Origin of the sequence: Criblamydia sequanensis CRIB-18, from assembly GCF_000750955.1 — a bacterium.
Lineage (GTDB): Bacteria > Chlamydiota > Chlamydiia > Chlamydiales > Criblamydiaceae > Criblamydia > Criblamydia sequanensis.
The window spans coordinates 1-23,953 of sequence record NZ_CCEJ010000001.1; the positions used below are offsets into that span (position 1 = coordinate 1).

Consider the following 23,953-nt stretch of genomic DNA (forward strand, 5'->3'; position numbering starts at 1 on the left):
GTTCTCTGTAAGGGCTTTTTTTTTCCCTAAATCTCCTCTTTTTTTTGCTTATAATTATTACTATCACGCTAATAATCAAATTCCTATATTTGTTTTCTAAGATTAAAGTTTTCCTTTTGCATTGGAATGCTTAAATGTTTAAATTGTCCGGAAATTGTATCCAATTTAACAGGGGAGACTGACAATGAATGTTGATAATAATGTAATGGGAAAAATTTGGATGCTATCGCTAAATGCCTCAATGAGATTACCGGCTTATGCCATGAATGCGACAGCTCTTGCATTAACTGCTGAAGCGGTCTTAAGATTTTTAGAAGCTTTACCAATCCGACCTGCCTTAGAATATAACACAAGTCCGGGAAGCCTAGCTGGTAGAGTTAAAGATTGGGCTCGTCCTATTACCGAGTCTTATGTGATGAAAAATGTTTCTCTTAGACCTTTTGGAGAAAAGAATGATACAGGCGAGTATAAAATACCGAACGCTACTATCGTTATCAGCGCAGGCGTTGGTTTAGCTCTAAGCGCTGCTTTATGTGAAATTTTAAGAGTTTCAATTGGCGAGCCGTCCCAACTTATGAATAGAGTGCTTGAGTTTGTAAGCCCTTTTCGTATAGGAGAAGGCGCTTTAAAAACTACCGAGCTTCTCTTTAAAAAATAGAGAAAAGGGCCAAGTCAAAAGACTTGGCCTTAAATTTAAACTTTAATAAAGGCTGCTTTTGTTTGCCCAAGAAGAGCTGTTACCATCTGTCTTGGCTGATTTCTAAATCTTTGAAATAAAAGTTCCATACCATCTGCTTGGCGGACGGCGACTTTTTCAACTTTTAGGCCATTAGCATTAGAATGCTGAGAAATGACCGTTTCTTTACCCGTTTGAGGGTATTTTTGAGCCGTTTCTTGGCGCTCCGGGGCAGGTTTTGGCTTATTGGATTCTTCATCAGCAAGAAATTTTGCTAAAGCTTCATCTTGTAAAAACTGCTCTGTTAAACGCTCATTTTCTAAGCTTTCTAGTAAATCTTCAAAAGTTATTCCAACCTCCTGTTGGGCCAACTCTCTAGCTATAGTTGAATCGGAGACATCGTCCTTATTCCCCGTTTCTAGAAAAGGGAGCGCCGTAGGCTGAGTCTCCTTTTCTTTTACATTTTCTGTATGGCTTCTTCTTGAAGGAAGACGTCTTGTCCCTTCTTGAATTTGCGGTCTTCCTTTTTGAAGAATTTCAGGTTTTCGTGTTTTTGGCTTATTTAACACTGATAAAAGAGAGAGTTTCTCAACTTCGTTTGTCTGAACGCTTTCTTCCGCCGCCGGAATCTGCAGCTCTTTTTTCTCTGCAATAGAGGGTTTAGGAGCCTCATCTTTTTTTAGTTCTATGGTAGGGGGCGAGGATAAATCAGGCTCAGGGTTAGGGTCTTTATTAGCGGTTAAATCAGCTGCTTTGTCAGTATCTTCTTTAGAAGGCAATGGGGGTTGAGGGGGATCTCCTGGGTTTTCGTCTTTAGTGCCATCCGGTTTTTTCAACTTGTTGGCAATAAATATCCCGAGAAAGACAGTTCCAATGGCAGCTGCAATAGAGGCTATCGCTGCACAAGTGTACCTCGCCGGTTTGGAATTCCAAATGGCTTGGGCTGTATTTTTAAGAAAGTTAAAAATAGCCATAGCTGCTTTTATAATAAAATCTTTCACAGCCACAACTGCGACTTTAATACCATTCCAGGTTACTGAAGCCGCATTCGCGATATTTTCTCCAAGTCCTGGCGACGAGGTTGCCGGAACCGAGGGGGCAGCGGGTGACGTCATACCTTCTCCTTAGTTTAGTTTTGAGAGCTTTAAAATATTTACTATTTTAAGCCATCTTGAATTAAATAATTAAGTTCAAGTAAGTCTATCTGGCAAATATTAATAACTCATAAGGATCTTTTAAATTTTTATAATTAAAAAAAACTATTGGATGGTGTGTTTGAGAATAGGGTTTCTGGCCGCCCGAACCTCATCTAAACGTCTAACAGGTGTGTTTAAAGGGGCATTTCGCAATAGGTCCGGATTATTTTTGGCCTCTTCGACAATCTTTTCCATAATTTGAATAAAAGCATCGAGGGTGGATTTGGATTCCGTTTCAGTCGGCTCGATTAAAAGAGATTCTTTAATAATCAGAGGGAAATAAATGGTTGGAGCATAAATACCATAATCGAGCATCCTTTTAGCTATATCTAAAGCTTTTATCCTAGAGTCTAAAAAGCGGTCGGCTTGCAGTACAAATTCGTGCATGCAGAATCGATCTTTAAAGGGATCTTTGAAAAGAGGGGATATTTTTGTTTTTAAATAATTAGCATTTAAAACCGCATTTTCTGAAACCTTTCGAAGACCATAAAAGCCGTGAATAATAAAATAAAGATAGGCTTTTACAAAAACGCCAAAATTTCCATTAAAAAATGAAATTTGACCCATACTCGTCTTGCTTTCCCGGATCAAATGAAACAGGCCATCTTCTTTTTTTTGAACCCAAGGCAACGGTAAATAAGGGCTTAAGCTTTCTTTACATAAGATAGGGCCGGAGCCAGGGCCGCCTCCGCCATGAGGTGTTGAAAAAGTTTTATGTAAATTTAGATGCATCACATCAAATCCCATAAGGCCGGGTTTCACAATTTCCATAATGGCATTTAAATTTGCCCCATCGTAGTAAAGAAGGCCGCCCTTTTCATGAATAATTTCTGCGATAGATAGAATTCTACGGCTGAATAACCCGAGAGTGTTTGGGTTGGTAAGCATAAGTCCAGCAGTTTTTGAACTTGTTTTATTCCTTAAGTCGTCTAAATTAATGTCTCCATCTTCATCACTTTCAATGGAAATGGTTTTATACCCTGCCATGGCAGCTGTAGCGGGATTGGTTCCATGAGCGCTGTCCGGTATGATAATTTCATTTCGAAAAGATTCATTTCTTTCTTCAAAATATTTTTTTATCATCAAAATTCCGGTTAACTCGCCTTGGGCGCCGGCGCTAGGAGATAAGCTTCCTTGATCCATCCCCGATAGCTCGCATAAAAGACGAATAAGTTCATGCATGATGAAAAGAGACCCTTGTACCGTTTCATCCGGCGCCAAAGGATGGCAGTTAGCAAAACCGCTAAAGGAGGCGCACTCCTCATTAATCCTTGGATTAAATTTCATAGTGCAGCTCCCAAGCGGGTAAAAATGGGTATCGATCCCCATATTGTCCTTGGCAAGCTGACTAAAATGCCTTGTGATCGAGAGCTCGGAAGCTTCAGGTAAATGAATTTCTTCTTTTCTTCTAAAGGTAGGAGGCAATTCAATTTGAGAAATAGGCGTTTCTTCTTTAGGCAAACTCCAAGCTTTTTGCCCCGGAATGCTTTTCTCAAAGAGTGTCTTTCTTAAATTGGCCATAACTTGGATCACTTGTGTTATTTAAAAAGATTTTTAGCTTTAAAAAGGTAGTTTTCAAGTTGTGTTAGATTTTTTTTCTCCGTCACATTGACAAGCCACCCTTTTTTTGTTCCCTTATAAAGAGAGCTAATAGAGGCTCCAGGAATAATTTTCTCTGCCATAAAATGTTCAATTACCTTTTTGTCTTCTATGGGAAAAAGAACCGGAAATTCATTAAAGTAGACGCCTTCAGTTGGAAGCGTTAGTCCCGAAATATGAGATAATTGATTTTTTAGATAATTGGCCTTTTTAAAATTTGTTTCAGCAAGCTTTTTAAGGCCTTCTTTACCATACCATAGCAAGGTTAATAAACTTGCTAAAGCATTTAACGATTGGCTCGTACATATGTTAGAGGTGGCTTTTTCCCGTCTAATATGCTGCTCTCTTGCTTGAAGAGTTAAGATAAAACCCCTTTTTCCCTCGCTATCGACTGTTTCACCGACTATTCTTGCAGGCATCTGCCTTATTAAATCTTGTGTGCAAGCCATGTAGCCGGCGTAAGGTCCCCCGAATTGAGGGGGGATTCCAAGTGGCTGCATCTCCCCTGCCGCGATATCGGCTCCAACTTCTTTAGCTGAAGAAAATAGACCGTAAGCTATAGGGTTAGAAAGATGTATCGCTAGGCTCTCGAATCGTTTCGCTTCCTCAAAAATGCCTTTAGCGTCTTCTAACCGTCCAAAAAAATTGGGGCTTTGAATAATAACGCCGGCAATCGTTTCATTTATTTCTTTCCTGAAAGTTTCTAAGTCGCACTTTCCCATATTGTCGCAAGGGATTGTTTTAATTTTAAAGCCTTGCGAGAGCACATACTGACAAATGACCGCTTGAACAAGCGGGTGAATCGATTCAAATAAAATGAGAGTGTCTCGAGATTTTTTGACGCGAAGCGCCATTAAAGCGCTTTCTCCGGCAGCTGTAGCCCCATCATAAACAGAAGCATTAGCTGCATCAAGCCCGGTTAAAGCTGCAATCGAAGACTGGAATTCAAACAAAGCTTGCAGCATTCCTTGAGAGGCTTCTGCTTGATAAGGCGTGTAGCTTGTCAAAAACTCAGACTTTTGACAGATAGCCCGAACAAAAGAGGGGATATAATGGTCATAGCTGCCGGCTCCCAAATAACTATCAAATGAGGGGTAGCTATTTTTATCGGCTAATTTTTGCATCCAGACTTTGGCTTCAAGCTCAGATAATCCATCATCAAGCCCTCTTTTTTTTAACAAGAGTTTTTTAGGAATATCTTCAAAAAGATCTTCTATAGATTGGATACCGATGGCTTTTGCCATCTCCTCACGTTCTTTATCCGTGTTCGAAATATAATCCATTTTCTTTTTCTATTAAAAATTTAAGTCTTAAGGTTTTTTATGGCTGATTAAACGCTCATAGCCCTCTGCATCAAGAAGGGTCTTTAATTCCTCTAAATTAGAAAGTTCTATTTTAAACAACCAACCCTCCTTTTCAGGAGATGTATTAATCAATTCGGCTTTCTCTTTTAAGTTTTGATTCACTTCGATAATTTTTCCGCTTAATGGAGTGTAAACATCAGCGGCAGCTTTTGTCGATTCTAGCACGGCAATTTCAGACCCTGCTTGCACACTTTTTCCAACTTCCGGCAATTCCACATAAACAATGTCCCCGAGTTCTTGCTGAGCAAAATTACTCACTCCAATTGTCGCGCTTCGGCCATGAGCTTCTACCCATTCGTGTGTGATTGTGTAATATTTCATTAAAAGGATCCTCCCTTGATTGAAGATTTAACAAAAGGCAAGCGGACGACTTTGCCTGAAATTTCCTTATCTTTGACTTTAGCTTTGCAGAGGGTGCCTATGGGAAATTTTTGTGAAAATAATCCGATGGCTATAGGACAGTTTAAAGTCGGAGAAAAATTACCTGAGGTTACGACACCCACTTCTTTATTATCAAAATAAAGAGGGGTGCCTTCCCTTGAAATCCGACCTTCTTCAAAAAGAATTCCTTGTTCGTAGCGTTTGCTAAGAGACCGGTTAAGGGCAGCCAATGCATCTTTTCCAATAAAATCATGTTTGTCTAGATGCACAGTCCAGGAAGAGACGCTTTCAATCGGGGCAATCGTTTCACTAAGTTCATGACCATATAAGGCATACCCCATTTCTAATCGTAGAGTGTCCCTTGCTCCAAGTCCAATCGGTTTAATTCTTGAATCAAGGGAAAGAATTTGTTCGAAGACTCGCGGTATAAGAGAAACTGGGGCCACAATTTCGTAGCCAAGCGCACCTGTGTAGCCGGTTCTTGAGAGCAAAATGGGTTTCTTCTCATAATTTTCCATAGTGAATTGAAATGGCTCTAACCTAAGAATCGAGGGGAATAATTTTGATAAGGCCTCCCTTGAAAGGGGGCCTTGAAGGGCGAGAGTTCCTAACTCCTGAAATAGGGGACTAACAGTTACTTTGAAAGCCTTCTTATGGCGCAAAAGATGCTCTAAATCTTTCTCTTTGCAAGAAGCATTGACTATCAAATAGAAGTGATTTTCAGATAATTTAAAAATAAGAAGGTCATCCACTGTGCCCCCTTTTTCATTGGCGAATAGGGTATAGATGGCTGTATTCTCAAGTTTATCAGAAAGAGGAGTGACTGATAAATAATCAAGAAATTTTAGAGCTTCCTCTCCTTTAACTTCGATCACACCCATGTGGGTCACATCAAAAAGACCTGCTTTGTCTCGAACTTGCTTATGTTCTTCTAAGACGCTTGTATAAAAAAGAGGCATGTCAAAGCCATGGAATGAAAAAAAATGAGCTCCCAATGCTTTATGGCTGTCATAAAGAACAGTTTTCATTTTGTTAAATCTCCAAAAAACGGCTTTTTCTTTTATAGCCTAAAGCAAAAGATTTGTCTTTAAAATCTTTAAAACTTGGATGGAAAAAAGATTTTTTCGGGGATGAAAAATGAATGCAAATCTTCTTTGGAAGCAGTTGTTGCCGGGTTAAGAAATCAAAAGCCACCTTGCTTTAAGTAAGACGGCTTTTGATGAAAACTTCTTATTTAGGGAGTTTATCTGCTAACACATCAACTTTTTGAATGGAAGGTGGTTTCGAAAATAGGTCTTTTGCTTTAGCCATCAGGGCTTTAGCAACATCTCCTGTTAAATGAGCCTCTCTTCCTGAATCGCTTGGAAAAGCATCAAATATTCCGAAGGTAGTCGGCCCAAGACGGATGGCGAACCATGCTGTGGTCTCAGTTTCTTTTTGGACAGTAGGCAAGGCGCTTTTAAGAAAATCCTCAACTTCTTTAACTTTCTCAGGTTTAGCTTCTAATATTACCAATAAAGCAACTTTAACCATTTTATTACTCCTACCTTAAATGCTTTGATTAGGTTATCCTATGCTTTCAAAATTTATCAAAAAATCTGCACAAAAGCAGCTCATTTTTCAATCAAAGCGAATTTCGAAAGAAGTCCGGTATTTTTAAATATTAAAAATGAAGGGAAGTTTTATCCCTTGGTAAAGAGTATCTTGAGTGAGGTATATGGCAGCTTTTGAAAAAATTGACGGCGAGTTGCTGCAACTTATTGATGTTCTCGTGTTTGAGATTGTTTAAGGGTCAAGCTACTCCAAAGGGAAGGCTGATCTTCAACTTTAAACTCATCTGAAAGAACTGTAAAGTGCTGAGAGGCTTCTTGGGGTCTATTGATCCGGTAGGTAAAACCTATTCTATCAAATTCAACAGGGTCAAAACCATAAAGACAATGGGAAGGAATAAAAATTTCGAGGGTATAATTTTTTTTGGTCGTGTGGATTTTCAAAGACAATTCGTTATGGTCTGCAATAGGATGGCTTTCTTCTCCTCGAAATCTTGTGATTTCGCCTGCTTTTCTTCCGTCCACAAGTTCCGGTAAAAAGAAAAAGTGATGGCAAAAACGTGTGGCATAGCCGGTTGTTTTTAAGTCTCGTGTGTCGATGAAAACTTCAAAGCTATCGCCCTCTCTTATTTCAGGATAGAAAACTCTCTCCACCGGTTTTTGAACTTCTACTCGAAGCGCAATCCCTTCCAAATTATATCCAAGCCCTATAGAGGCAAAAGTCTCTTCTCCGGTTAAAAAATCCGGACTTGGCAAAGTAAATTTCTTCCCTTCTTTAGAAGTTAAAGAAGGGAGATTTTTTCCGCTTAAAAAAGGGACTTCATAAGAAACTTCAAAAAAATTCGCGGGGGAGAGCTCAAAATAGCTCTCATCATCATCCCTTGTAAGCATTAAGGGCGACCTCTGTTTTATCATTCTCGGATTCTAGAAAAAGGGATTCTAGAGATTGCTTTTCTTTAATTTGATGAAGAAAAACCTCAAAAAAGTTTCTGAGCGCCTCATTTCCAATTAACTCTTGAACTGAAAGGGCAGTTTCAATAGATCCTGTTGCCGTATTTGGATTAATAGCTCCTCCAATGACAAAGAAATAAGGACCCTCTGATGCTTGAAAAAAGACTTTTGAAGGGGAGGATTGAGATTCTTGCAAATCCTTATGTTCCGGAATGCCGGGATTTCTTCTATCTCTTTTAAAGGAGGTTTTGACAATTTTAAATTGACTTTCCAACCGATTGGGGTTTTCAGAAGAGGGTTCTTCAAAATTTTGAAATTGTCCGGATTTAAACTCTTCTAAAGATTGTTTCATGTAACTTAAGAATCTATAAGGATATAGCGCTTTAACTTCTTTTGGTAAGCCTTTATATTCATCGCCTAAGCCCGTTACCTCTTTTTGAATTAAAGATAAGACTTTCGCAAAATAACTATCCGCTACTTTAAATTCCACCTCAGCTAAACTTTTCCAATTGCCATCTTCTCCCTTATAGGTTTTAGGATCTGTTTCACGGATTTTTTCGTAATGGCTTTTAAGTTTTTTATTTAAGATAGTTTCTAAAACCCCTTTTTCTTTCGCTTCATTGAAGGTAAGAATTTGAGGGTCATGAGATTTATCCAATAACCGTATTTGAAAGTGCTTTTTCTTATCTTTTGACTGCAAAGATGCGGTAGCTGAAGTTTCTTTTGTTTTTAGGGCATCGATGGCTTCTTTAAGGGCTTTAGCCTCGATTTGAGGAAACTCAGAGCTTTCTCCCAACATATTGATATGAAGCGTTAATGGATTGAATTCAAGGCTTGCAAAAGTTTCCTCCACCCACTCAGGATGGTTTTTCAAAATTTCTTTCTTTGCGTAATAATCCACTCGTGATCGTGTTTCAGAAGATAGCTCATCAAGGGCTGCAACTCTCTCTTCTTGAGAAGTTGGTTTTTTTAAGCCAAGTTCAGGAAATTCTTTTACAAGAAGAGGCCAATTTTCCGATTGGGACTCCCAATTCCAAGTATCTTTTAGAGTAATTTTTCCCATTAAATTTAGAGTGTCCACTTCAGCATACTCTACTTTAACTTCCGTTTCGACAAGAGCTGGAGCTTCTTTTGCAACTTCCAAAGGCGTTTTAAACGTGTCTTTCAATAATAAATTTTGGGATTTTGGATCTATTTTCTGTATTTGGGATAGATAAATTTCAAAAAGCTCAAATTCTTTTGGAGTATCAAATTTAAGTTCTTTTTTCAAAGTAAAGAGCTCGCCTTCCGTTCCTTCCGTCGCATACTCTGTAAATGAATTAAAAGGAAGAGAGGAGACAAACACCGATCTTGAAACATTGTTGATATAACGACGGAAAAGAAGAACTTTTTGCCATAATTTTACGGCTTGGTTTTTGTCTAAACCAAGGCGGCGAAGCTCTTCTTGAAAGTAATCATCGACATTTTTAGCAGGATGAGTCCCTTGCTTTTGAGCTTCCTTGAAACTTTCAGCTGCGTTTTTTTTAAGTTCTGCGAGGGCTTCCTCTTTGGAAACATGGTAGCCGGCTTTTAAGGCGGCATCACTTGCGTTTAGGATGACTGCGCTGATAAGTTTGATAAAGCGGGGTCCAAACCAATCGTCAAAGGTATGATAATTGAAAAGAGCAAGGTCTTGGTATTCTAAATCTCTATCAGGTTTAACCCAGCTGTATTGAGCTTGCTGATAGCGTAAAAATTGTTTAAAAAAAGCGTAAGGGAATTCTCTTTCCCTATTGTATAACGAAACTCTAGCCTTAAAAGATTCTTCCGAAAGCGGGTCATCATTTTTTTTAAGGGTACGGTAATTTTGCGCCATATCCTTTGCAAAATAGTTCCAGGTATTCTCGACACTAATAAAAGGCGCTTCCTTATGGGTATAGAGATTGAAATGTTTTTCTTTGGCAGCTCTTGATTCCAAATCTGCCTTCAAAGGTTCTTTAAAATTTTCAAGCAAGACATACGCTAAACCAGTCTTCAAGAAATCATTCGCGATAACCCCATCATTTAAAAAATTAGGGCCGCCATAACCTTGGTACCTTAGAGAATCCGTTTTATCAGTAGAAATGAAAAGGGCCATTTCATTTAAGTCTCTATGCTTAACTGTGGTTCCGCTTGTTGTTTTAAACACAGGCTCGTCATAATTTTGCATGGAATCGATAACGCCTGCTGTTCCAAAGAAGGAAAATGAAATAATGATAACAACTGTCACAACTAAATAAATGTACTGTTGATATTTGCGGAAATGATGAAGCATTGGAACAAAAACCCCTTCTACAGAACTTTGATGATTTTGACCTAAAAAACCTTAAACAACATTAAAAAATCTTCTTTTAAACTGCCCGTAAATGACTAAAAGGCATCGAGAATAAGATTCAGGAAATTCTCGTTAAAATTAATTTTTAATTTATTTAGGTTTAAAAAACCTTTTAAAGAAAATGCTAGCAGAAGAAATTTAAAGATGGAAGGGTTTTATCTAACCTTCATTCTCATAAAGAACAAAAACTATGTAGCCGACCAGTAAGGATGGTTTAAATCTTTAATATAGGATTGTGTTTTTGGATCGTAGATCATATTAGGCTCAATATTTTCCCCGTATCTTTTTTTTAGGAATTCTTCAGTTTTATTGGGGAGCATGACACTTATGCCGTCAAAGGTACCTCTTCTTAGGGGAAAGACTAAATCAAAGCTGATCGGTTCTTTATAAATCCGTTCTTTCTCTTTCCATTCCTTAGTAAGAAAAATATTATCTTCATTGGAGAGAATATATTTTAAAGTTCGATTTTCGTAGTCGATGATATATGTATAAATATCAATAAGGGAAGCTGATTCTTTCACATAAACTTTTAGATAGGAATCTTGCTTGCCCCTTGAAGACCAGTCATCGACAAGATAAAGATTGGGGTCGAGATTTGCTTTTAAAACCCGTTTAACATTTTCAAAGTCAGGGTTTAAAATGGCGATATCCACATCATTATCCCAAGGAATAACCCCTCCATAGCGATAAGCCCCTAAACAAGTGCCGCAATCAACAAAATAGAAAATATTCTCTTTTTCCAGGATGGCAACAATTTCTTTTAAAGCTTCCTTTTCTTTTTTTAAGTGATTTTCATCGCCGGGTCTTCTTTCGCAATAATCCTTGGTTAAAACAAGCGTTTCATCCTTAAATTCAGGCATTCCGATTTCACGATAATAAGCCTCATTTGAATGAAGATCTCTACATTCAAGACATCTTTTTATTTCTTGAAATTGACTTCTTTGATCCTGAAATAAGAACGAAAGGGCATTTAAAAAAACACCTTCATAAAAGGTTTTAGGCAAAAGAAATAAAAAAGCCGTTAACTTCAGCTCAAACCCGTCCTCATAATTGAATCTTTCTTTAAAGGTATAGCGTTCTTTTACATCTTCAGGTGTTTTTAAACCTTTTTTTCCATCAATAATATAATGATAAGGGCTTAAGAGATGCGCCCCCATTTGATGGAAGGCATTTCCGTCTTCTATGTAGATGCTAAGAAAGGGGTTTTCAACTGTTTTCAAATAAAAATGCACGAAAGGAAGGCCGAAAACTAAAAAAAAGGATGCGACAAGAGTGATTGCTTTATCAACGGTCATAGGTCTACAATGCTTTCCATTTTAAGGTTCTTTTCAATCAAGAGTTTCAAAAAAAATCTAAGAACTCAAACAGCCAATAGTTATCTTGCATGCCACATTCTTGATCTTTTGCAAAGTTATTTCGTAAAACATTCTTTTAAAATATTCCATATTCGTTATGATCCATTTTTTTACCTATAAAGGAAAAGTATATGAGATCGACTTTTAATTTATTTGCTTTGGGATGTGGAGTATTTTTCTTTAGCGCCGGTGTTTTAAACGCCAAAAATTCGGATTCTTTCGGCGATGAAACTTCGTTTCTTGCCTATAATGAAAAAGGCATTGCCAAGTCAGAAGAGCCGAGAAAAAAAGCCAAAATGATACGGCCCTATTGGATAGAAACAAGCCAAGAGCAAATCGATGGCATCCGATTTATTGTCCTTACTCTTGGCAAGGAGCCTTTGCTAAAATTAAAAAAATTAGAAAATGATTTAAACAGGGCTGCCGATAAATTTGAAAGAGTCCACCCGTTAAATGTTTGGAGAATTATTTTTTCAAACAATGAAACGATTAGCGCCCTTCACAATATAAAGAACCGAAAGTTAATCTGGAAAAAATTCATGAAGGGGATGGGCGAGAGCTTTGATGAAGCCCGCGATTTTAATGACCTTAAAGATGAGTATATTCACGATTTTGCAAACAGATTGTCGCTCCCGGAGCCTGAAATTAAAAAGTTATTGCTCTCTGAAAATTGGAATGGCTTCGTGGAATACCTTTTGGCAAGCTTTAAAGCGCCTCAAGAAACTTCCGGCAAATACAATCAATAAAAGAGAATGAATTCTTAAAAAGTGCTTTTTTGCAGTTGTCTTTTTTCTATCCTGCAAAGATAAAATTAGCTAGAGTATGAGCTTTATCAAAATTTGAGAAAAATAGTCCCTTTTCATGAGTTTAAAATTTTCTAAAGGCTTTTTTCTTTTTTTTACTCTCGTGTTTTTCTTTGGTTTTATAAGTGATGCCTATTCATTCTCGTTCTCTCTAAGAGAAGGGCATTCGGTAACCTTATCATGTCAAGCTTATTGGATGAGACGGACAAGAGAAGGAGGCAGCGAGCAGTCCGGTGTATTGAAGGGATTTTGGACAGAATATGAAAGATTTGCAAGGGAGCGCCTTTACTGGTCTGTTCATTTTTATAACGCCAAAGGAATCCTGGATGGCCATACAGGTTCTGATGCAAGGTTAAAGTCCAATAAAAAGGAAAGTGAAGTGGAAGGCAGGATTGGCTACTGCTTTACTTTGAAGAGATACCCAAATTTTTGTATTGCGCCTTTTATCGGGTTTGGAGCTTTTACAGGAAACAATCAATTCATAGAGCCCTCTCCTCTTGAATTTACGATGGAGACGCACTTTTTATTTACAGGCCTTGGCTTTAAAAGCCAATACTCTTTCACTCCTTATATTTCTCTTGGCCTTCAGATAGAGGTTAAAATCCCTTATGATGTCCATTGTAAAATCAAAAATTTTGATGAACTTGAAAATGTCACTCAATTTATCAAAGAAAAAGCCGGGGTAGAAGTAGAGCTTCCTTTCCAGGTTAAATTGCCAAAAAGAAGCTGCTTTCAGATTGGAGCTGCGGTTGTCCCATTTTATAGGTATAGGAAATATGGGGCGCAATCAAACTATCCCTTTGACTATCCTAAAACTAGTTTTCAGATAGCCGGAGCCCGAATGGAGCTTAAAGCCTTTTTTTAAAAAAAATTAAGGATTATTCTGAGCTTTCTTTCTTGTTTTTTTAAGAAGAGGATACTTTTATTTCATATTGGGGCGTCTGCCCTAATTTTTTCATATGGACCCTGAGAGAGGATTGAGAGAGGATAACTTCCCAATCAGCAGGCTCTGATTTTTTGACTTGTTCGTTAAAAATTTTAATGAACTCTTGAGTGTAGATGCCGCCGCCGATAGCCGTGCCCCAAGCATAGTCTCCAGGAATAGAACTTGAAATAACAATAGAGCCCTTGGTTTCCAAAAATAGCTTTCTATAATTTTGCTCGATCCAGCTCTGTTTTCCACCCTTATAATGAATCTGCTTTTCCATAGGCAGCGGGGCTAACTTATCCGGAATGATATTATTGCAGCAGTCCGCCATAGAAAACATCAATTGCGCTTTCTTTCTTTTTAAGATATCAATGATTTCTTGATAATCAAGCCCTCTTTGCAAAGGGGTTAAAAAAAGATAAGGCCACTGATTAGCTCCTTTTGAAGGTGTTCTATAACCATGGCCCGAGAAAAAGAAAAAAACGATGTCGTCTGAATTTGATGAGATCTTTTCAATTTGATCTGAAATGTTTTCTGTAATATTAGGGGCTAAAAAATAGTGCTGGTCAATTTTAAGATGGGTTTTATCGCCAATCTCTTTTAAAAAGGATTGAATTTGGCTAAAGTCTTTTTGGACAGAGTCACTGATGTGAATGGCTTTGGTATCGCAAACCAAAATCGCATGGATGACTCTCGCATGAAGTTTTGGACTTTGATAAAAAAGAAAAACAAAAAGACTTAGGGCTAAGGCCAGTTTTTTTTTTGAGTACAGCACTATTAATCCTTAAAGCTTAATTCTTATTTGAGAGTGCTTTAAAATCTTCATTCACAGGATCAATATCCAAAATGAAATTTTTTCTTGGTGTTGTAATTTTGATCTGCTTGCAATAGGAGCTATAGAGAACAACGACATCCTCTTTTCCTTTAAATCTCCACCCTTCAGTCGGCAAAAATAAGCAGGATTTGGTCCGATCAAATATATAGCTGTCATCTTCTAGGAGAACTTCTTTCAAACGATTGGAAACATCATTTGATAAGGCGGCTTCTTCAACTGTGCTAAAGCCATTTTTTCCGTCCGGTTTTATTTGCAAAGTCAAAATATTGCTCGAGGATTGCAAATAGAAAACCGTATCCTTGCCGATTCTATCTTCTAGCTTGGCAACTTTTCTCGGAGTGAAAGAAGAGTCCTCTCTTGAGCAGCTCGTGATAAAAAAACAAGCGGCAAGAACAAGAGCTGCAAGGCTTATTTTAAATAGCGGTGTTGTCATATTAATTTACCTATGGTTATTAAAGTGATTAGATCAAAACCTTCATATAATGGTCTTATAAATAACAAGCAAGTTGAAGAGTTAAAATATAATTTTAATTCAGGGGTATGATTTCGTATTGAGGCTTTTGCATATCCTCAAGTTCAGCTTTTGTTTTTGCTAAAATCAAATACCAGTCAGGCTCTTGATTAGAAGATAAAGCAAGGTCAATATTTTTAAGCAGCGTGCTCGAGAAAAATCCCCCTACATAATCGTTACAGTAAGAAAAATAGGTAGGGCTTGAGCCGGAAGCCATAATAAAAAGAGATTGATTTAAGAATAGTTTTTTTAGATTTTCTTTTTCATGTTTTGTAGAGGATAGAGCTTTTGTTTTGAGAAGGATAGGCGCCCACTCATCAGGTATGACGTTATTGCAAGCGTCGGCAATCGAAAGAAGAAAAAATGGTTTTTTATTGAGGAAAACTTCTGTTAGGGCATGATGGCTGATCCCTCTCCATTCATTCTTAAGGGCGATATTTGGCCAAGGAGTTTCAGTCGAATCAGATCTATAGCCATGGCCGGAATAGTAAATGAAAACGAGGTCGTCTTCATTAACTTCAACTTTTGATAAAATTTCAATGAGCGTGTCAGACTGGAAAGCGTCATCTTTAATAATCGTTTTTTTAAGTGTAATCTCTAGCTTTTTGGCAAGAGCATCTACTTTTTTCTCCATTCGTTTAAGATCCAATTGGACAGAATTGCCGATGGAGTCATCTAAAGTATCGCCTATCAAGACTGCAATAAATTCCTGTGATTGAAGAGGGTGAAAAAAGAAATTAAGAAAAGTTAGAAGATATAGTAAATAGTAGTTTTTCATAATCTATGTCTTTTATTTATAATTTTTAATATTTTATAATTTAGTTGCTTAATTTACAGTAAATAAATTTGTGCGGGTTAGTTTAATTTTAGACTTCTTTCGAAATTTCATTCGATTATTTAAAAGACTCTTCTTAACATTTTTTTTACTAAATTTTTCAATCATATGCAGTTATATGCTTTCATTTCGGATGTCTTTTCGTATTTTCATTAACAGACGTCCTAGCTGATTTTTGCCTTTTCCATCGAATCCCCGACCCCAGTAACTATCAATTTTAGAGTCTTCTACAAGTCTTGCATCTTCTGTCTCGAGTAATTTATTTTGAAGATCTTTATGTCTTGTAAATTTATCTTTTAAAACTGCGAGCATGATTTTATCTTTTAAACTGCTACCTGTCTCATCGGCTTTATGCCAACTTGGAATCACAAAACTTCGATACTTTTCAGCAAGTTCGGCAGCAAGCCTTGGAGTTGGGGCGCTAACTACATGATAATAAGCTCGATTTACTTTTGGAATAAGAGACGGGTCGCTAGGGGTGTAATTAAATTTTTGAGCTTGATAGGCGTGTTCTGCGGTCTTATAAAAAGTTCCTTTATACCAAGCATCCCTTGGATAAAAATTGCTGAACTCAAAATTTTCAGGATGAGACTTTCTATCGTAAAAGTAAACTCGAGTATGGCCTTTTGAAAATTGAGGAGGATTCACTTTTGAATGAGAGGAAAGAAAAATATTTAGAAAAGTGAAGTATAAAATAATTTTATAAAGCATGAATTCCCTATACTCAGAATTTGAATCAATTTAAGCAACCGAATGTGAATTTTGTATAAGGAATTTGTAAATGAATCCCATACAACGTATCGATTTTTTAATGCCGGCCACAAGTCAGTATGAAGTGATTCATCATTTTACTCATGCCCTTTTTAAAGCAGGTGTAGAGGCCGGCTACACAACACGTTTACTTTACGGCGAAGATAGAGTGGAAGTCCCTTATAAGACCCCTCCTGACCTAACGATCTGTTTTAATGGAGCGCCTTCTCTTGCTGATGGCAGATGGTTAAGCGATGTGATAAATGTGCCGCATATTTCCTGGCTGCTAGACCCTCCCTATCGATTTTGGGACAAGACAAGAAGTGAAAAGATTTGGATCGCTTGCGATGATCAATTCGGCTGCCGAATGTTAAATAATGCCCATATGGAACGAAACCTTTTTTTGCCTCATGCTTCAGATAAAGATTTTCTCTTTCCTTTTAGTAAGTCAAAAAAATATGAAATTGTCCTCCTTGCCACTTACATTGATGCGGAGGGCAGACGAAAAAAATGGAGGGAGCGATTTGGAAACTTTATTTTTGAAGGCATGGAAAAAGCCATTTTTTCTTTTACCAATAATCTGAGGCCTTCGTTTATTGAAGTGCTCTATGAAAATATTAGGTTAAATCCAAAGCCGCTTCAAGAAGAGGAAGCAAGGCAAATTTTTGAAGAGTTTGAACTGTACATCAAAGGAATGGAAAGGATCAATCTGGTTAGAAGCTTGAATCCCCTTAAAATAGATATTTTTGGGGGAACGATAGATGAAAAAACTTGGGAGAATGAATTTGGAGATGCAAAAAATGTAACCTTGCATCGAGAGGTGAACTTTAAAGAGGCTCTTGAGATAATGAAAAATAGTAAGATTCTTTTAAATACTAGCATAAAAAATAGGGCCGGAGCGCATGAGAGGATTTTTTATGGCTTTAGCGCAGGATGCTTGGTGGCAACTTCTGAAAATCCTTATTTAAAAGAAATTCTTGGGGAGTTGCCTCTTTATTTCGATTTTACAAACAAAGATGGCTTTAAAGAAACTCTTTTAGAAGCCTTAAAAAGGCCTGCGGATCAGCAAAGTAGAATTGAGAAAGCTCAAAAGATTATCCAAAAAGAACATACTTGGGGCAATCGTCTGGAAAAAATTGTTAAAACTATTGAAGGAAGTAATGAATGACCTTCTCGCTTTTAGGAATTGAAAAAAGCTTCTTTCAAGGTCTCTTTTAAAAGAGTTTTAAACTCCAATCGATCTTTCGGGGTGAGGCTTAAAAAAAGGGAACTTGAGTTTGTTTGTATAGCCTTTTTTAATGTTTCATCTTCAAACACCCTATGATGCCAATCCATCCAAGGGGGGAGAATATTTATAGTCGCTTGATGGAGCATTCCGAACTTAACTCTTCTCTCCGCTGCCCCTCCAATTTTCCTGCCATCAAAAAAAAGATCAAACTTTGTCGGCTTGGCCATACAGAAGTTTTTAAAAAATTTTAGAGCTTCATCTTCTTTGGCAAAGAGTTCGAGGGCTGATTTTTTTGTTATTTTTTTAAGACTATCAAGAACAAGTCCGTTGATTTTATTATAGCTTTCAAGAGGGTTTTGGCTATAGAAACCATGGGTTTCAGGAATGGCTATTGAAAAAGTAAAATCTTGGCCATGAAGTAAAAATCCTCCTCCCGTCGGCCTTTTAGCGATATCTACATTAAGCTCGTTTAAGGTTTGTTCTGAAAGGAGTTCAAAAGGTTTAATAAAATAGCCATAAGTGGCTGATTTTTCCGAAAATTCGTAGAAATGAAGGGACGGTTTTTTTGTTTCAGAAACCTTTTCAAGCATTTCCGAATCAAAGGCCATATTTTGGGCAGCAAGATTTAGACCTCTATCGTAGGCAAGCCACTCCATTTTTTCCCCTATCGGATTAATATGGGATGGTCTTCGTCAGAGAGCTTGTCTCCAAAATTATATCCTTTTTGCTTAAGGTGATGAGTGAGCTCATCCGCTTCTTTATGCACATAAACAGACTTTGGATTCGCATAATTAAGCAAAAGGTAGGAAGCTCCTTCTAAATTTGGGTCTTGAAGCGCTCTTTCGTCAAATTGATACGTTTTAGAAATAAAAACGAGGTTCCCTTTAATTCCTGTAAAGGGCGATTGTATGAGATGCTCAACTCCAAGTTCTGCCGGTTTCTCCACTTTAGAATCTAAACAAATCAAAACACCGATTTCAATTCCCTGAATAGAAAAAGAAGATTCAAAAGGGGATTTCAATTTAGTTAGATTTTCCCTTAAGAAAAGCTGATCCAAGCCATAGCGAAGAATTCTTGATTTAGAAAGCTCGGCTGCAAGGGTGGCAATTGATCTTTTAAAAAGAATTCGGCTTAGAGCCTTAGAGTCTTGGCTTAAGTTACGCCCTTTTTGGAAAAGTTGAAGAGGCGATAGAGCTTGCAAACCCTTATCTGTAACATTAAAACGTCTTTTTAATTCAATCTGGAGGGCTTCGTTTAAGACTTTTAAATCTTTTTCGCTTAAGCAACCTTCAAATTCAACGGCGCCTATAGTTTCAAAAAAATGCCGTTGTTCCTTAGTGATTGCAAATTCCATATAACCGGTACATTTTATTTTAGAAATGAGGAAAAATTATCACTTTTTTGTCTATTTAAAGCAAAGCAATAAACTTTTTAACTTAGGGCTTTTCAAAACCATCTTATTCATAAAAAGATTTTTTTTCATTTTTTAAAAATTATTCTATTATATTTTTTTGTGAAATTTTTTATTTTATTGGATCAAAGATAAAGTTTAGCTATGATGAACTCTTATGACACCGCATGAAATTTTAAAAACAAAAATTCCTGATATAGAACGGAAACTCGAGTACCATTTTAAGGACCCGGATTTGCTTTTTCTAGCTTTTGTTCATAGGTCGTATGTCAATGAATTTAAGCAAGTCTCAGAGCATAACGAGCGCCTTGAGTTTTTAGGAGATGCAGTCTTAGGCCTTATTGTTTCAGAGCATTTATTTCGAAATTTCCCAAATATTCCAGAAGGCAAGCTTTCAGCTTTAAGGTCAAGGCTTGTCGAGGCTTCCTCCTGTATGGAATATGTAAAAAAATTAGCGATGAATCCGTATTTGCTTCTTGGAAAAGGAGAGAGAACAAACGATGGCAAGGGTCGTGAATCGATTTTAGCAGACCTTTTTGAAGCCATTATTGGCGCAATTTTTTTAGATGGAGGCCTTGATGCGGTAAGAATCTTTTTTTTCGGACATTTTCTGGATGATATCGAAGGGAGGCTTAATAACCCTGAATCCAATTGGAAAGCAATCCTTCAAGACTACTGCCAAAAAAAATATCAGAAAACCCCCGTGTATGAAGTTCTTGAAGAAACAGGGCCTGACCATCACAAGGCTTTTCGTATTGCCGTCCTAACCAATGACTCAATTGCAGGCATTGGCGAGGGAATGTCCAAAAAAGAGGCGCAGCAAAAAGCGGCCTTTGATGCTCTTCAAAAAATAGATCCCGACACCTACAGTTAAGGATCCAAAAGATTAAAAAGTCTTTTCTTAAGGGATAACCTTGGCTATTTCATCGGCGTAATAGCTAATGATAAGGTCTGCGCCTGCCCTTTTCATAGAAATAAGCGTTTCTCTAAAAGCTTCCCTCTCATCTGCAAGCATCCCTTGAGAGAAAGCCGCCTTTATCATGGCATACTCACCTGATGTGTTGTAAGCAACCAAAGGGAGCAGTGTTTCTTCTTTTATGGTTTTAATGATGTCAAGATAGGAAAGTGCAGGTTTTACAATTAGGAAATCAGCTCCTTCTTCAACATCTAAAAGCGCTTCTCTAAGGGCTTCATTTTTTTGGGTAGGGGGTAATTGGTGGGCTTTTCTATCTCCTTTAAAATTGTGGATAGAGCCTCCGGCTTCTCTAAAAGGCCCATAGAACTGGGAGGCATATTTCACAGCATAAGACATCACAGAAACCATTTCAAAATGATGGGTATCAAGTACGCTTCTTATCGCTTGAATCATCCCATCCATCATGCCTGAAGGAGCTATAATGTCAGCTCCGCTTTCAGCATAGGAAAGAGCTGTTTTTTCTAAAATTTTTAAAGTCTTGTCATTATCAATACGATGATTATTAAGAAGCCCGCAATGGCCGTGCGAGGTGTATTCGCAAAGACAGCAATCGGCTATGACAACTATTTGAGGAAAGGATTCTTTTATTAGCCGAATAGCGCTTTGTATAATGCCCTTCGGTTCGAAACTTGAGCTTCCCATTTCATCCTTATGATTTGGGATCCCAAATAAAATAACAGACCCGATTCCGATTTGGCATATCCTTTCAACCTCTTTATGAAGTGTTTTCAAGCTATGCTGATAAAACCCGGGCATCAAGTTAATCGCTTTTTTTTCACTTAGGCCTTCATGAATAAAAATCGGAAATATTAAATTCGATTTGGTGAGACTGGTCTCGGCTAAAATATTTCTAAAATGAGGGGTTTGTCTATATCTTTGCATTCTAATTGTTGGAAAAGTCATAAAATCGTCTCATTTAGTGTTTTTTTGATTAGATAGTTTTCAATGCAATGGATTAAAGCAGTTTCAGTGGCTTCAAGCGAAACAAATATGTTTTCCTTTAAATATTCTTGCACTTTAGAAGCTGTTAGATTCCCTATGCAAAAAGCAATAATGCGCTCTTGATGATAACTTTCGTCATTAAAGAAATGATGGGCCGTTGAGGGGCTTGTAAAAACGACCAAATCACCATCCTTAATAGAAATTTTTTCTGTTTTGGGTTTGACCGATCTATAAATTTTTAATAGTTCCACGTAAGCCCCTTTTTGAGTTAATTCTTTAAAAAGAAGCTCTCTTGGTGCTTCTGCGCAAGGGATTAAAATGCGGGAATTGGAAAGATCTTGATCAAATAGCTCCAAAATGCCCTCAGAGCAAAATTTTGAAGGAATTTTATCTATGGGCAGCCCATGGGATTTTAGAACTTCTTCCGTCTTGGAACCGACAGCAATGATTTGCAAGCGGGAAAGCGCATCTGTATTAAGACCTCTTTCCTTTAGGGCCTCAATAAAAATCGGGATGGCATTTGAACTTGTAAAAATAATCTTATTAAATTCATTAAGATAAGGTTGAGTGATTTTTTTTGCGTTTTCTTTTTGGGGGATAATCTCAATGAGAGGCCGGATAATGACTTCTCCCCCTAATTTTTCAAGTTTGCCGGCTATGCTTTGGCATTGATGACGGGCCCTAAGAAGAAGGATTCTAAAAGGTTTTCGAAGGGGAGTTTCGATTTCGGCAACAAGGGAGTCTTTTTTTTTCATGTTGATTTACGCCAATTTAAGAAGAGTTCGCTTAAAACTTTTGCAGCGTCAAGTCTCTCTTCTATGGGAAAGCAAAGGGTTTCTTCAATATAACGATCCATTTTTTCACTCGCTAAAAACCCAAATAGCTTTATATGTTCTTTACCTTCTAGATAGGCATAAAGACCAAGCGGCGCACTGCAATCAAAATGAACCCTTTCTAAAAATGAAAGCTCGGTCTTTGATTTTATAGCTTGGTTTTTGTCATTTATTGAGTCGCATAAACCTTCAATAAAAAAATCTTCGACACGAGTTTCCAAAGCGATTACGCCTTGACCTGGGGCCGGACAAAAAGTAAAAGGATCGAATCGATAGGAAATCAAATTTTGAAGGCCAAGACGGAGAAGGCCTGCTTCAGACAAAATAAGACCGTCAAAAGTCTCGTTTTCAAGCTTTTCAATTCGTGTCAGAACATTTCCTCTGATATCCAAAGTTTGAAGATCAGGTCTAATTTTTTTTAAAAGAGCCCTTCGTCTCATACTTCCTGTCGCAATCCTTGAACCTAAAGGAAGCTCATCTAAAGAATCTAATTTTTTTTTAGTGAGAAGAACATCATTTACTGCTTCCGCTTGTAAAAAAGCTGAAAGTTTAAGCTCCGGCATAAGAGAGGAGGTAATGTCTTTAAGGCTGTGAACCGCAATATCAATCCGATTTTCCAATAAGGCCCATTCAAGCTCTTTTATAAAGACATTTTTTCCACCTATCTCGGATAGGGGGCTTGTGAGGTCAAGGTCTCCTTTTGTAGAAATTGGGATAATAAGAAATTCCAAATCAGGATAAGCGATTCTTAGTTTTTCTTTGACAATATGGCTTTGTGCCAAAGCAAGCTTTGATCCCCTTGTTCCTAAACGAACGGTTTTCATTCCCTTTTTTATCCCTATTTTTTTTAAAACCCAAGTTCCCGGCGTATGACAGTTCATATACAAATTATTTTCTCCCCAGGAGCCTTGCAAAACCTAAGTACGTCATATTTAAATATGGCGGACAAAAGAATTTGAATATGAGCCATTAGCTGTAGCAACTTGGGTTTAAAGCGCCTATAATATAAGATTTATCTTTTCGAAACTACGAGCTTCCTTTAAAAAAAGAAATTATTGATAAGGGATGCTTTTTTTAAAATAAAAAGGTTCCAAGTGGCAGTCAAAATCAAATCCAAAATTATTTTTTCTTGTTCAGATTGCGGGGCTACCCAAAATAAATGGTCCGGCCAATGCTCGACTTGCCACAATTGGAATACCTTAAAAGAAGAGGTGGAGCTCGTAAATCCTGTTAACCGGTTTTTAACTGAAGTTCCTAAATCTAAACCTGTTACTTTAAAAGAAGTCGATCCTAAGGAAGTGCATCGGATTCAAACAAATGTTCAGGAACTCGACCGGCTATTTGGAGGCGGGGTCACTCTTGCTTCCCTAACTTTAATTGGAGGGGATCCCGGGATTGGTAAATCGACCTTGCTCTTGCAATTATCTAATATTATGGCAAAAAAACCATTAAAAGTTCTTTACGTATCAGGAGAAGAGTCTGTTGATCAAATCGCCATGCGCGCAAGAAGACTAAACGTTGATTCTGAAAACCTTTTTTTGCTTGCGGAGACCAACTACAATCAGATCGTCACCCATGTGCAAACTTTAAATCCCGATGTTTTAATTATTGATTCCATTCAAGTGATATACAAAACAGATGTCGCCTCTTCTCCAGGTTCGCCTACACAGATAAGGGAAACCGCCTCTGACCTTATGCACTTATCAAAAGGGAGGGGAATGACGACTTTTATTATCGGCCATGTGACAAAAGGCGGAGAAATAGCAGGCCCTAAGCTTTTAGAGCATCTTGTCGATACGGTTTTATATTTTGAGGGAGATAAGCAGCAAAATTTAAGAATTATAAGAGTCGTAAAAAATCGATTTGGCCCAACCGATGAAATTGCAGTCTTTCAAATGCTAAAAGGAGGCCTTGCAGAAGTTTCTTGCCCATCCAAACTCTTTTTAGAAGAACGCATCTTAAAATCTCCGGGTTCGGTTGTTTCGTCTGCCATGGAGGGCACTCGAACCATTCTTCTTGAAGTGCAAGCGCTTGTTACGGAAACGGCTTTTGCAACTCCTTCAAGGCGTTTTTCCGGCCTTGACAATAATCGGGTTTCTTTACTTCTTGCTGTTTTAGAAAAAAAATTAAAATTACCGCTTTTTAAATGCGATGTTTTTGCTTCGGTTGCAGGCGGCATGAAAGTATTTGAGCCGGCTTTAGATCTGGCTCTCATTCTTGCCATAGCAGCCTCATTTAAAAATAAAGCGATTGACTCAAGCACACTTGTGGCAGGAGAAGTGGGTCTTGCAGGGGAGGTCCGCGCGATTCAAAGGATTGAAAGCCGCGTAAAAGAAGCCATCCAAATGGGTTTTAAAAAAATGATAATTCCCAAAAGAAATGTAAAAGGCGTTTCTCAAGATAATCAAAAAGGCATTACACTAGTTGGCGTTGAAACACTGGATGAGGCGATTCAAGCGGCTTTTAATTAGATTTT

At 37.6% G+C, this 23,953-nt stretch carries 24 protein-coding genes; 6 read left to right on the top strand and 18 right to left on the bottom strand.

Features of this window, described 5'->3' with window-relative positions:
* Positions 1 to 184 precede the first annotated feature (184 nt).
* Complete coding sequence (locus tag CSEC_RS00005; RefSeq protein ID WP_041016377.1) at positions 185 to 658, top strand: hypothetical protein; 474 nt, start codon at positions 185 to 187, stop codon at positions 656 to 658.
* Between the two features lie 35 nt (positions 659 to 693).
* On the opposite strand, the gene CSEC_RS00010 is transcribed toward CSEC_RS00005, so the two are convergent.
* From CSEC_RS00010 to CSEC_RS00050, 9 genes are all read right to left on the bottom strand, one after another.
* Positions 694 to 1,791 (bottom strand): hypothetical protein, encoded by a 1,098-nt coding sequence (locus CSEC_RS00010; RefSeq protein WP_041016378.1) that lies wholly within the window; start codon positions 1,789 to 1,791, stop codon positions 694 to 696.
* A gap of 144 nt (positions 1,792 to 1,935) precedes the next feature.
* Positions 1,936 to 3,393 (bottom strand): aminomethyl-transferring glycine dehydrogenase subunit GcvPB, encoded by a 1,458-nt coding sequence (gcvPB, locus tag CSEC_RS00015; RefSeq protein ID WP_041016379.1) that lies wholly within the window; start codon positions 3,391 to 3,393, stop codon positions 1,936 to 1,938.
* Between the two features lie 17 nt (positions 3,394 to 3,410).
* A complete protein-coding gene (gene gcvPA, locus CSEC_RS00020; protein ID WP_041016380.1) occupies positions 3,411 to 4,754 on the bottom strand; it encodes an aminomethyl-transferring glycine dehydrogenase subunit GcvPA in 1,344 nt (447 codons plus the stop codon).
* Between the two features lie 27 nt (positions 4,755 to 4,781).
* On the bottom strand, positions 4,782 to 5,156 hold the full coding sequence (gene gcvH, locus CSEC_RS00025; RefSeq protein ID WP_041016381.1) for a glycine cleavage system protein GcvH: 375 nt from the start codon (positions 5,154 to 5,156) through the stop codon (positions 4,782 to 4,784).
* Positions 5,156 to 6,244, bottom strand: coding sequence for a glycine cleavage system aminomethyltransferase GcvT (gcvT, locus tag CSEC_RS00030; RefSeq protein ID WP_041016382.1), 1,089 nt, complete (start codon positions 6,242 to 6,244; stop codon positions 5,156 to 5,158). The genes gcvH and gcvT overlap by 1 nt, the downstream gene beginning before the upstream one ends.
* 202 nt (positions 6,245 to 6,446) lie before the next feature.
* Positions 6,447 to 6,749, bottom strand: coding sequence for a putative quinol monooxygenase (locus tag CSEC_RS00035; RefSeq protein ID WP_041016383.1), 303 nt, complete (start codon positions 6,747 to 6,749; stop codon positions 6,447 to 6,449).
* A 224-nt stretch (positions 6,750 to 6,973) separates the two neighbouring features.
* Entirely contained in the window at positions 6,974 to 7,657 is a 684-nt protein-coding gene (locus tag CSEC_RS00040) for a DOMON domain-containing protein (protein ID WP_041016384.1), read from the bottom strand.
* Entirely contained in the window at positions 7,641 to 10,010 is a 2,370-nt protein-coding gene (locus tag CSEC_RS00045; protein ID WP_041016385.1) for a hypothetical protein, read from the bottom strand. Before CSEC_RS00045 ends, CSEC_RS00040 begins: the two co-directional genes overlap by 17 nt.
* A 248-nt stretch (positions 10,011 to 10,258) precedes the next feature.
* Positions 10,259 to 11,365, bottom strand: a complete 1,107-nt coding sequence (locus CSEC_RS00050; RefSeq protein WP_041016386.1) for a LicD family protein — start codon at positions 11,363 to 11,365, stop codon at positions 10,259 to 10,261.
* 191 nt (positions 11,366 to 11,556) lie between these two features.
* Here CSEC_RS00050 and CSEC_RS00055 point away from each other — a divergent pair, with 191 nt between their 5' ends.
* A complete protein-coding gene (locus CSEC_RS00055) occupies positions 11,557 to 12,171 on the top strand; it encodes a DUF8085 domain-containing protein (protein ID WP_041016387.1) in 615 nt (204 codons plus the stop codon).
* Between the two features lie 253 nt (positions 12,172 to 12,424).
* A complete protein-coding gene (locus CSEC_RS00060; protein WP_154017585.1) occupies positions 12,425 to 13,093 on the top strand; it encodes a hypothetical protein in 669 nt (222 codons plus the stop codon).
* 40 nt (positions 13,094 to 13,133) lie between these two features.
* Here CSEC_RS00060 and CSEC_RS00065 read toward each other — a convergent pair whose 3' ends face one another.
* From CSEC_RS00065 to CSEC_RS00080, 4 genes are all read right to left on the bottom strand, one after another.
* On the bottom strand, positions 13,134 to 13,931 hold the full coding sequence (locus tag CSEC_RS00065; RefSeq protein WP_041016389.1) for a caspase family protein: 798 nt from the start codon (positions 13,929 to 13,931) through the stop codon (positions 13,134 to 13,136).
* A gap of 16 nt (positions 13,932 to 13,947) precedes the next feature.
* Positions 13,948 to 14,424 carry a hypothetical protein gene (locus tag CSEC_RS00070; RefSeq protein WP_041016390.1) on the bottom strand — a complete coding sequence of 159 codons (477 nt, stop codon included), beginning with the start codon at positions 14,422 to 14,424 and terminating at the stop codon, positions 13,948 to 13,950.
* A 94-nt stretch (positions 14,425 to 14,518) separates the two neighbouring features.
* On the bottom strand, positions 14,519 to 15,280 hold the full coding sequence (locus tag CSEC_RS00075) for a caspase family protein (protein WP_041016391.1): 762 nt from the start codon (positions 15,278 to 15,280) through the stop codon (positions 14,519 to 14,521).
* A 171-nt stretch (positions 15,281 to 15,451) separates the two neighbouring features.
* Complete coding sequence (locus CSEC_RS00080; protein WP_053331641.1) at positions 15,452 to 16,048, bottom strand: NADAR family protein; 597 nt, start codon at positions 16,046 to 16,048, stop codon at positions 15,452 to 15,454.
* Between the two features lie 70 nt (positions 16,049 to 16,118).
* Here CSEC_RS00080 and CSEC_RS00085 point away from each other — a divergent pair, with 70 nt between their 5' ends.
* Entirely contained in the window at positions 16,119 to 17,255 is a 1,137-nt protein-coding gene (locus CSEC_RS00085) for a glycosyltransferase family protein (protein ID WP_041016392.1), read from the top strand.
* Positions 17,256 to 17,266: 11 nt separating this feature from the next.
* Here the strand turns inward: CSEC_RS00085 and CSEC_RS00090 are convergent, their stop codons facing one another.
* Both CSEC_RS00090 and CSEC_RS00095 read right to left on the bottom strand, forming a co-directional pair.
* Positions 17,267 to 17,971, bottom strand: coding sequence for a lipoyl protein ligase domain-containing protein (locus CSEC_RS00090; protein ID WP_053331642.1), 705 nt, complete (start codon positions 17,969 to 17,971; stop codon positions 17,267 to 17,269).
* An 8-nt stretch (positions 17,972 to 17,979) separates the two neighbouring features.
* Positions 17,980 to 18,669 carry a hypothetical protein gene (locus tag CSEC_RS00095; protein ID WP_041016393.1) on the bottom strand — a complete coding sequence of 230 codons (690 nt, stop codon included), beginning with the start codon at positions 18,667 to 18,669 and terminating at the stop codon, positions 17,980 to 17,982.
* 214 nt (positions 18,670 to 18,883) lie between these two features.
* On the opposite strand from CSEC_RS00095, the gene rnc reads away from it, so the two are divergent.
* A complete protein-coding gene (gene rnc, locus CSEC_RS00100) occupies positions 18,884 to 19,600 on the top strand; it encodes a ribonuclease III (protein ID WP_041016394.1) in 717 nt (238 codons plus the stop codon).
* 27 nt (positions 19,601 to 19,627) lie between these two features.
* On the opposite strand, the gene hemB is transcribed toward rnc, so the two are convergent.
* From hemB to hemC, 3 genes are read right to left on the bottom strand one after another with little or no spacing between them, the layout of a single operon-like run.
* A complete protein-coding gene (hemB, locus tag CSEC_RS00105) occupies positions 19,628 to 20,605 on the bottom strand; it encodes a porphobilinogen synthase (RefSeq protein ID WP_041016395.1) in 978 nt (325 codons plus the stop codon).
* On the bottom strand, positions 20,602 to 21,399 hold the full coding sequence (locus tag CSEC_RS00110; RefSeq protein WP_041016396.1) for a uroporphyrinogen-III synthase: 798 nt from the start codon (positions 21,397 to 21,399) through the stop codon (positions 20,602 to 20,604). The genes hemB and CSEC_RS00110 overlap by 4 nt, the downstream gene beginning before the upstream one ends.
* Positions 21,396 to 22,358 carry a hydroxymethylbilane synthase gene (gene hemC, locus CSEC_RS00115; protein ID WP_053331643.1) on the bottom strand — a complete coding sequence of 321 codons (963 nt, stop codon included), beginning with the start codon at positions 22,356 to 22,358 and terminating at the stop codon, positions 21,396 to 21,398. The genes CSEC_RS00110 and hemC overlap by 4 nt, the downstream gene beginning before the upstream one ends.
* A gap of 213 nt (positions 22,359 to 22,571) precedes the next feature.
* On the opposite strand from hemC, the gene radA reads away from it, so the two are divergent.
* Positions 22,572 to 23,948, top strand: a complete 1,377-nt coding sequence (gene radA / locus CSEC_RS00120; RefSeq protein WP_041016675.1) for a DNA repair protein RadA — start codon at positions 22,572 to 22,574, stop codon at positions 23,946 to 23,948.
* Positions 23,949 to 23,953 lie beyond the last annotated feature (5 nt).

What these genes read in the sequence shown, in the direction of transcription:
- CSEC_RS00035 (WP_041016383.1), bottom strand. Translation starts at nt 6,749, where the DNA reads ATGGTTAAAGTTGCTTTATTGGTAATATTAGAAGCTAAACCTGAGAAA.
- gcvPA (WP_041016380.1), bottom strand. Translation starts at nt 4,754, where the DNA reads ATGGATTATATTTCGAACACGGATAAAGAACGTGAGGAGATGGCAAAA.
- gcvH (WP_041016381.1), bottom strand. Translation starts at nt 5,156, where the DNA reads ATGAAATATTACACAATCACACACGAATGGGTAGAAGCTCATGGCCGA.
- hemC (WP_053331643.1), bottom strand. Translation starts at nt 22,358, where the DNA reads ATGAACTGTCATACGCCGGGAACTTGGGTTTTAAAAAAAATAGGGATA.
- CSEC_RS00005 (WP_041016377.1), top strand. Translation starts at nt 185, where the DNA reads ATGAATGTTGATAATAATGTAATGGGAAAAATTTGGATGCTATCGCTA.
- CSEC_RS00060 (WP_154017585.1), top strand. Translation starts at nt 12,425, where the DNA reads ATGAGACGGACAAGAGAAGGAGGCAGCGAGCAGTCCGGTGTATTGAAG.
- CSEC_RS00050 (WP_041016386.1), bottom strand. Translation starts at nt 11,365, where the DNA reads ATGACCGTTGATAAAGCAATCACTCTTGTCGCATCCTTTTTTTTAGTT.
- CSEC_RS00075 (WP_041016391.1), bottom strand. Translation starts at nt 15,280, where the DNA reads ATGAAAAACTACTATTTACTATATCTTCTAACTTTTCTTAATTTCTTT.
- CSEC_RS00085 (WP_041016392.1), top strand. Translation starts at nt 16,119, where the DNA reads ATGAATCCCATACAACGTATCGATTTTTTAATGCCGGCCACAAGTCAG.
- CSEC_RS00095 (WP_041016393.1), bottom strand. Translation starts at nt 18,669, where the DNA reads ATGGAATTTGCAATCACTAAGGAACAACGGCATTTTTTTGAAACTATA.
- CSEC_RS00040 (WP_041016384.1), bottom strand. Translation starts at nt 7,657, where the DNA reads ATGCTTACAAGGGATGATGATGAGAGCTATTTTGAGCTCTCCCCCGCG.
- CSEC_RS00055 (WP_041016387.1), top strand. Translation starts at nt 11,557, where the DNA reads ATGAGATCGACTTTTAATTTATTTGCTTTGGGATGTGGAGTATTTTTC.
- CSEC_RS00090 (WP_053331642.1), bottom strand. Translation starts at nt 17,971, where the DNA reads ATGGAGTGGCTTGCCTACGATAGAGGTCTAAATCTTGCTGCCCAAAAT.
- gcvPB (WP_041016379.1), bottom strand. Translation starts at nt 3,393, where the DNA reads ATGGCCAATTTAAGAAAGACACTCTTTGAGAAAAGCATTCCGGGGCAA.
- gcvT (WP_041016382.1), bottom strand. Translation starts at nt 6,244, where the DNA reads ATGAAAACTGTTCTTTATGACAGCCATAAAGCATTGGGAGCTCATTTT.
- CSEC_RS00010 (WP_041016378.1), bottom strand. Translation starts at nt 1,791, where the DNA reads ATGACGTCACCCGCTGCCCCCTCGGTTCCGGCAACCTCGTCGCCAGGA.
- CSEC_RS00045 (WP_041016385.1), bottom strand. Translation starts at nt 10,010, where the DNA reads ATGCTTCATCATTTCCGCAAATATCAACAGTACATTTATTTAGTTGTG.
- rnc (WP_041016394.1), top strand. Translation starts at nt 18,884, where the DNA reads ATGACACCGCATGAAATTTTAAAAACAAAAATTCCTGATATAGAACGG.
- CSEC_RS00080 (WP_053331641.1), bottom strand. Translation starts at nt 16,048, where the DNA reads ATGCTTTATAAAATTATTTTATACTTCACTTTTCTAAATATTTTTCTT.
- CSEC_RS00110 (WP_041016396.1), bottom strand. Translation starts at nt 21,399, where the DNA reads ATGAAAAAAAAAGACTCCCTTGTTGCCGAAATCGAAACTCCCCTTCGA.
- hemB (WP_041016395.1), bottom strand. Translation starts at nt 20,605, where the DNA reads ATGACTTTTCCAACAATTAGAATGCAAAGATATAGACAAACCCCTCAT.
- CSEC_RS00070 (WP_041016390.1), bottom strand. Translation starts at nt 14,424, where the DNA reads ATGACAACACCGCTATTTAAAATAAGCCTTGCAGCTCTTGTTCTTGCC.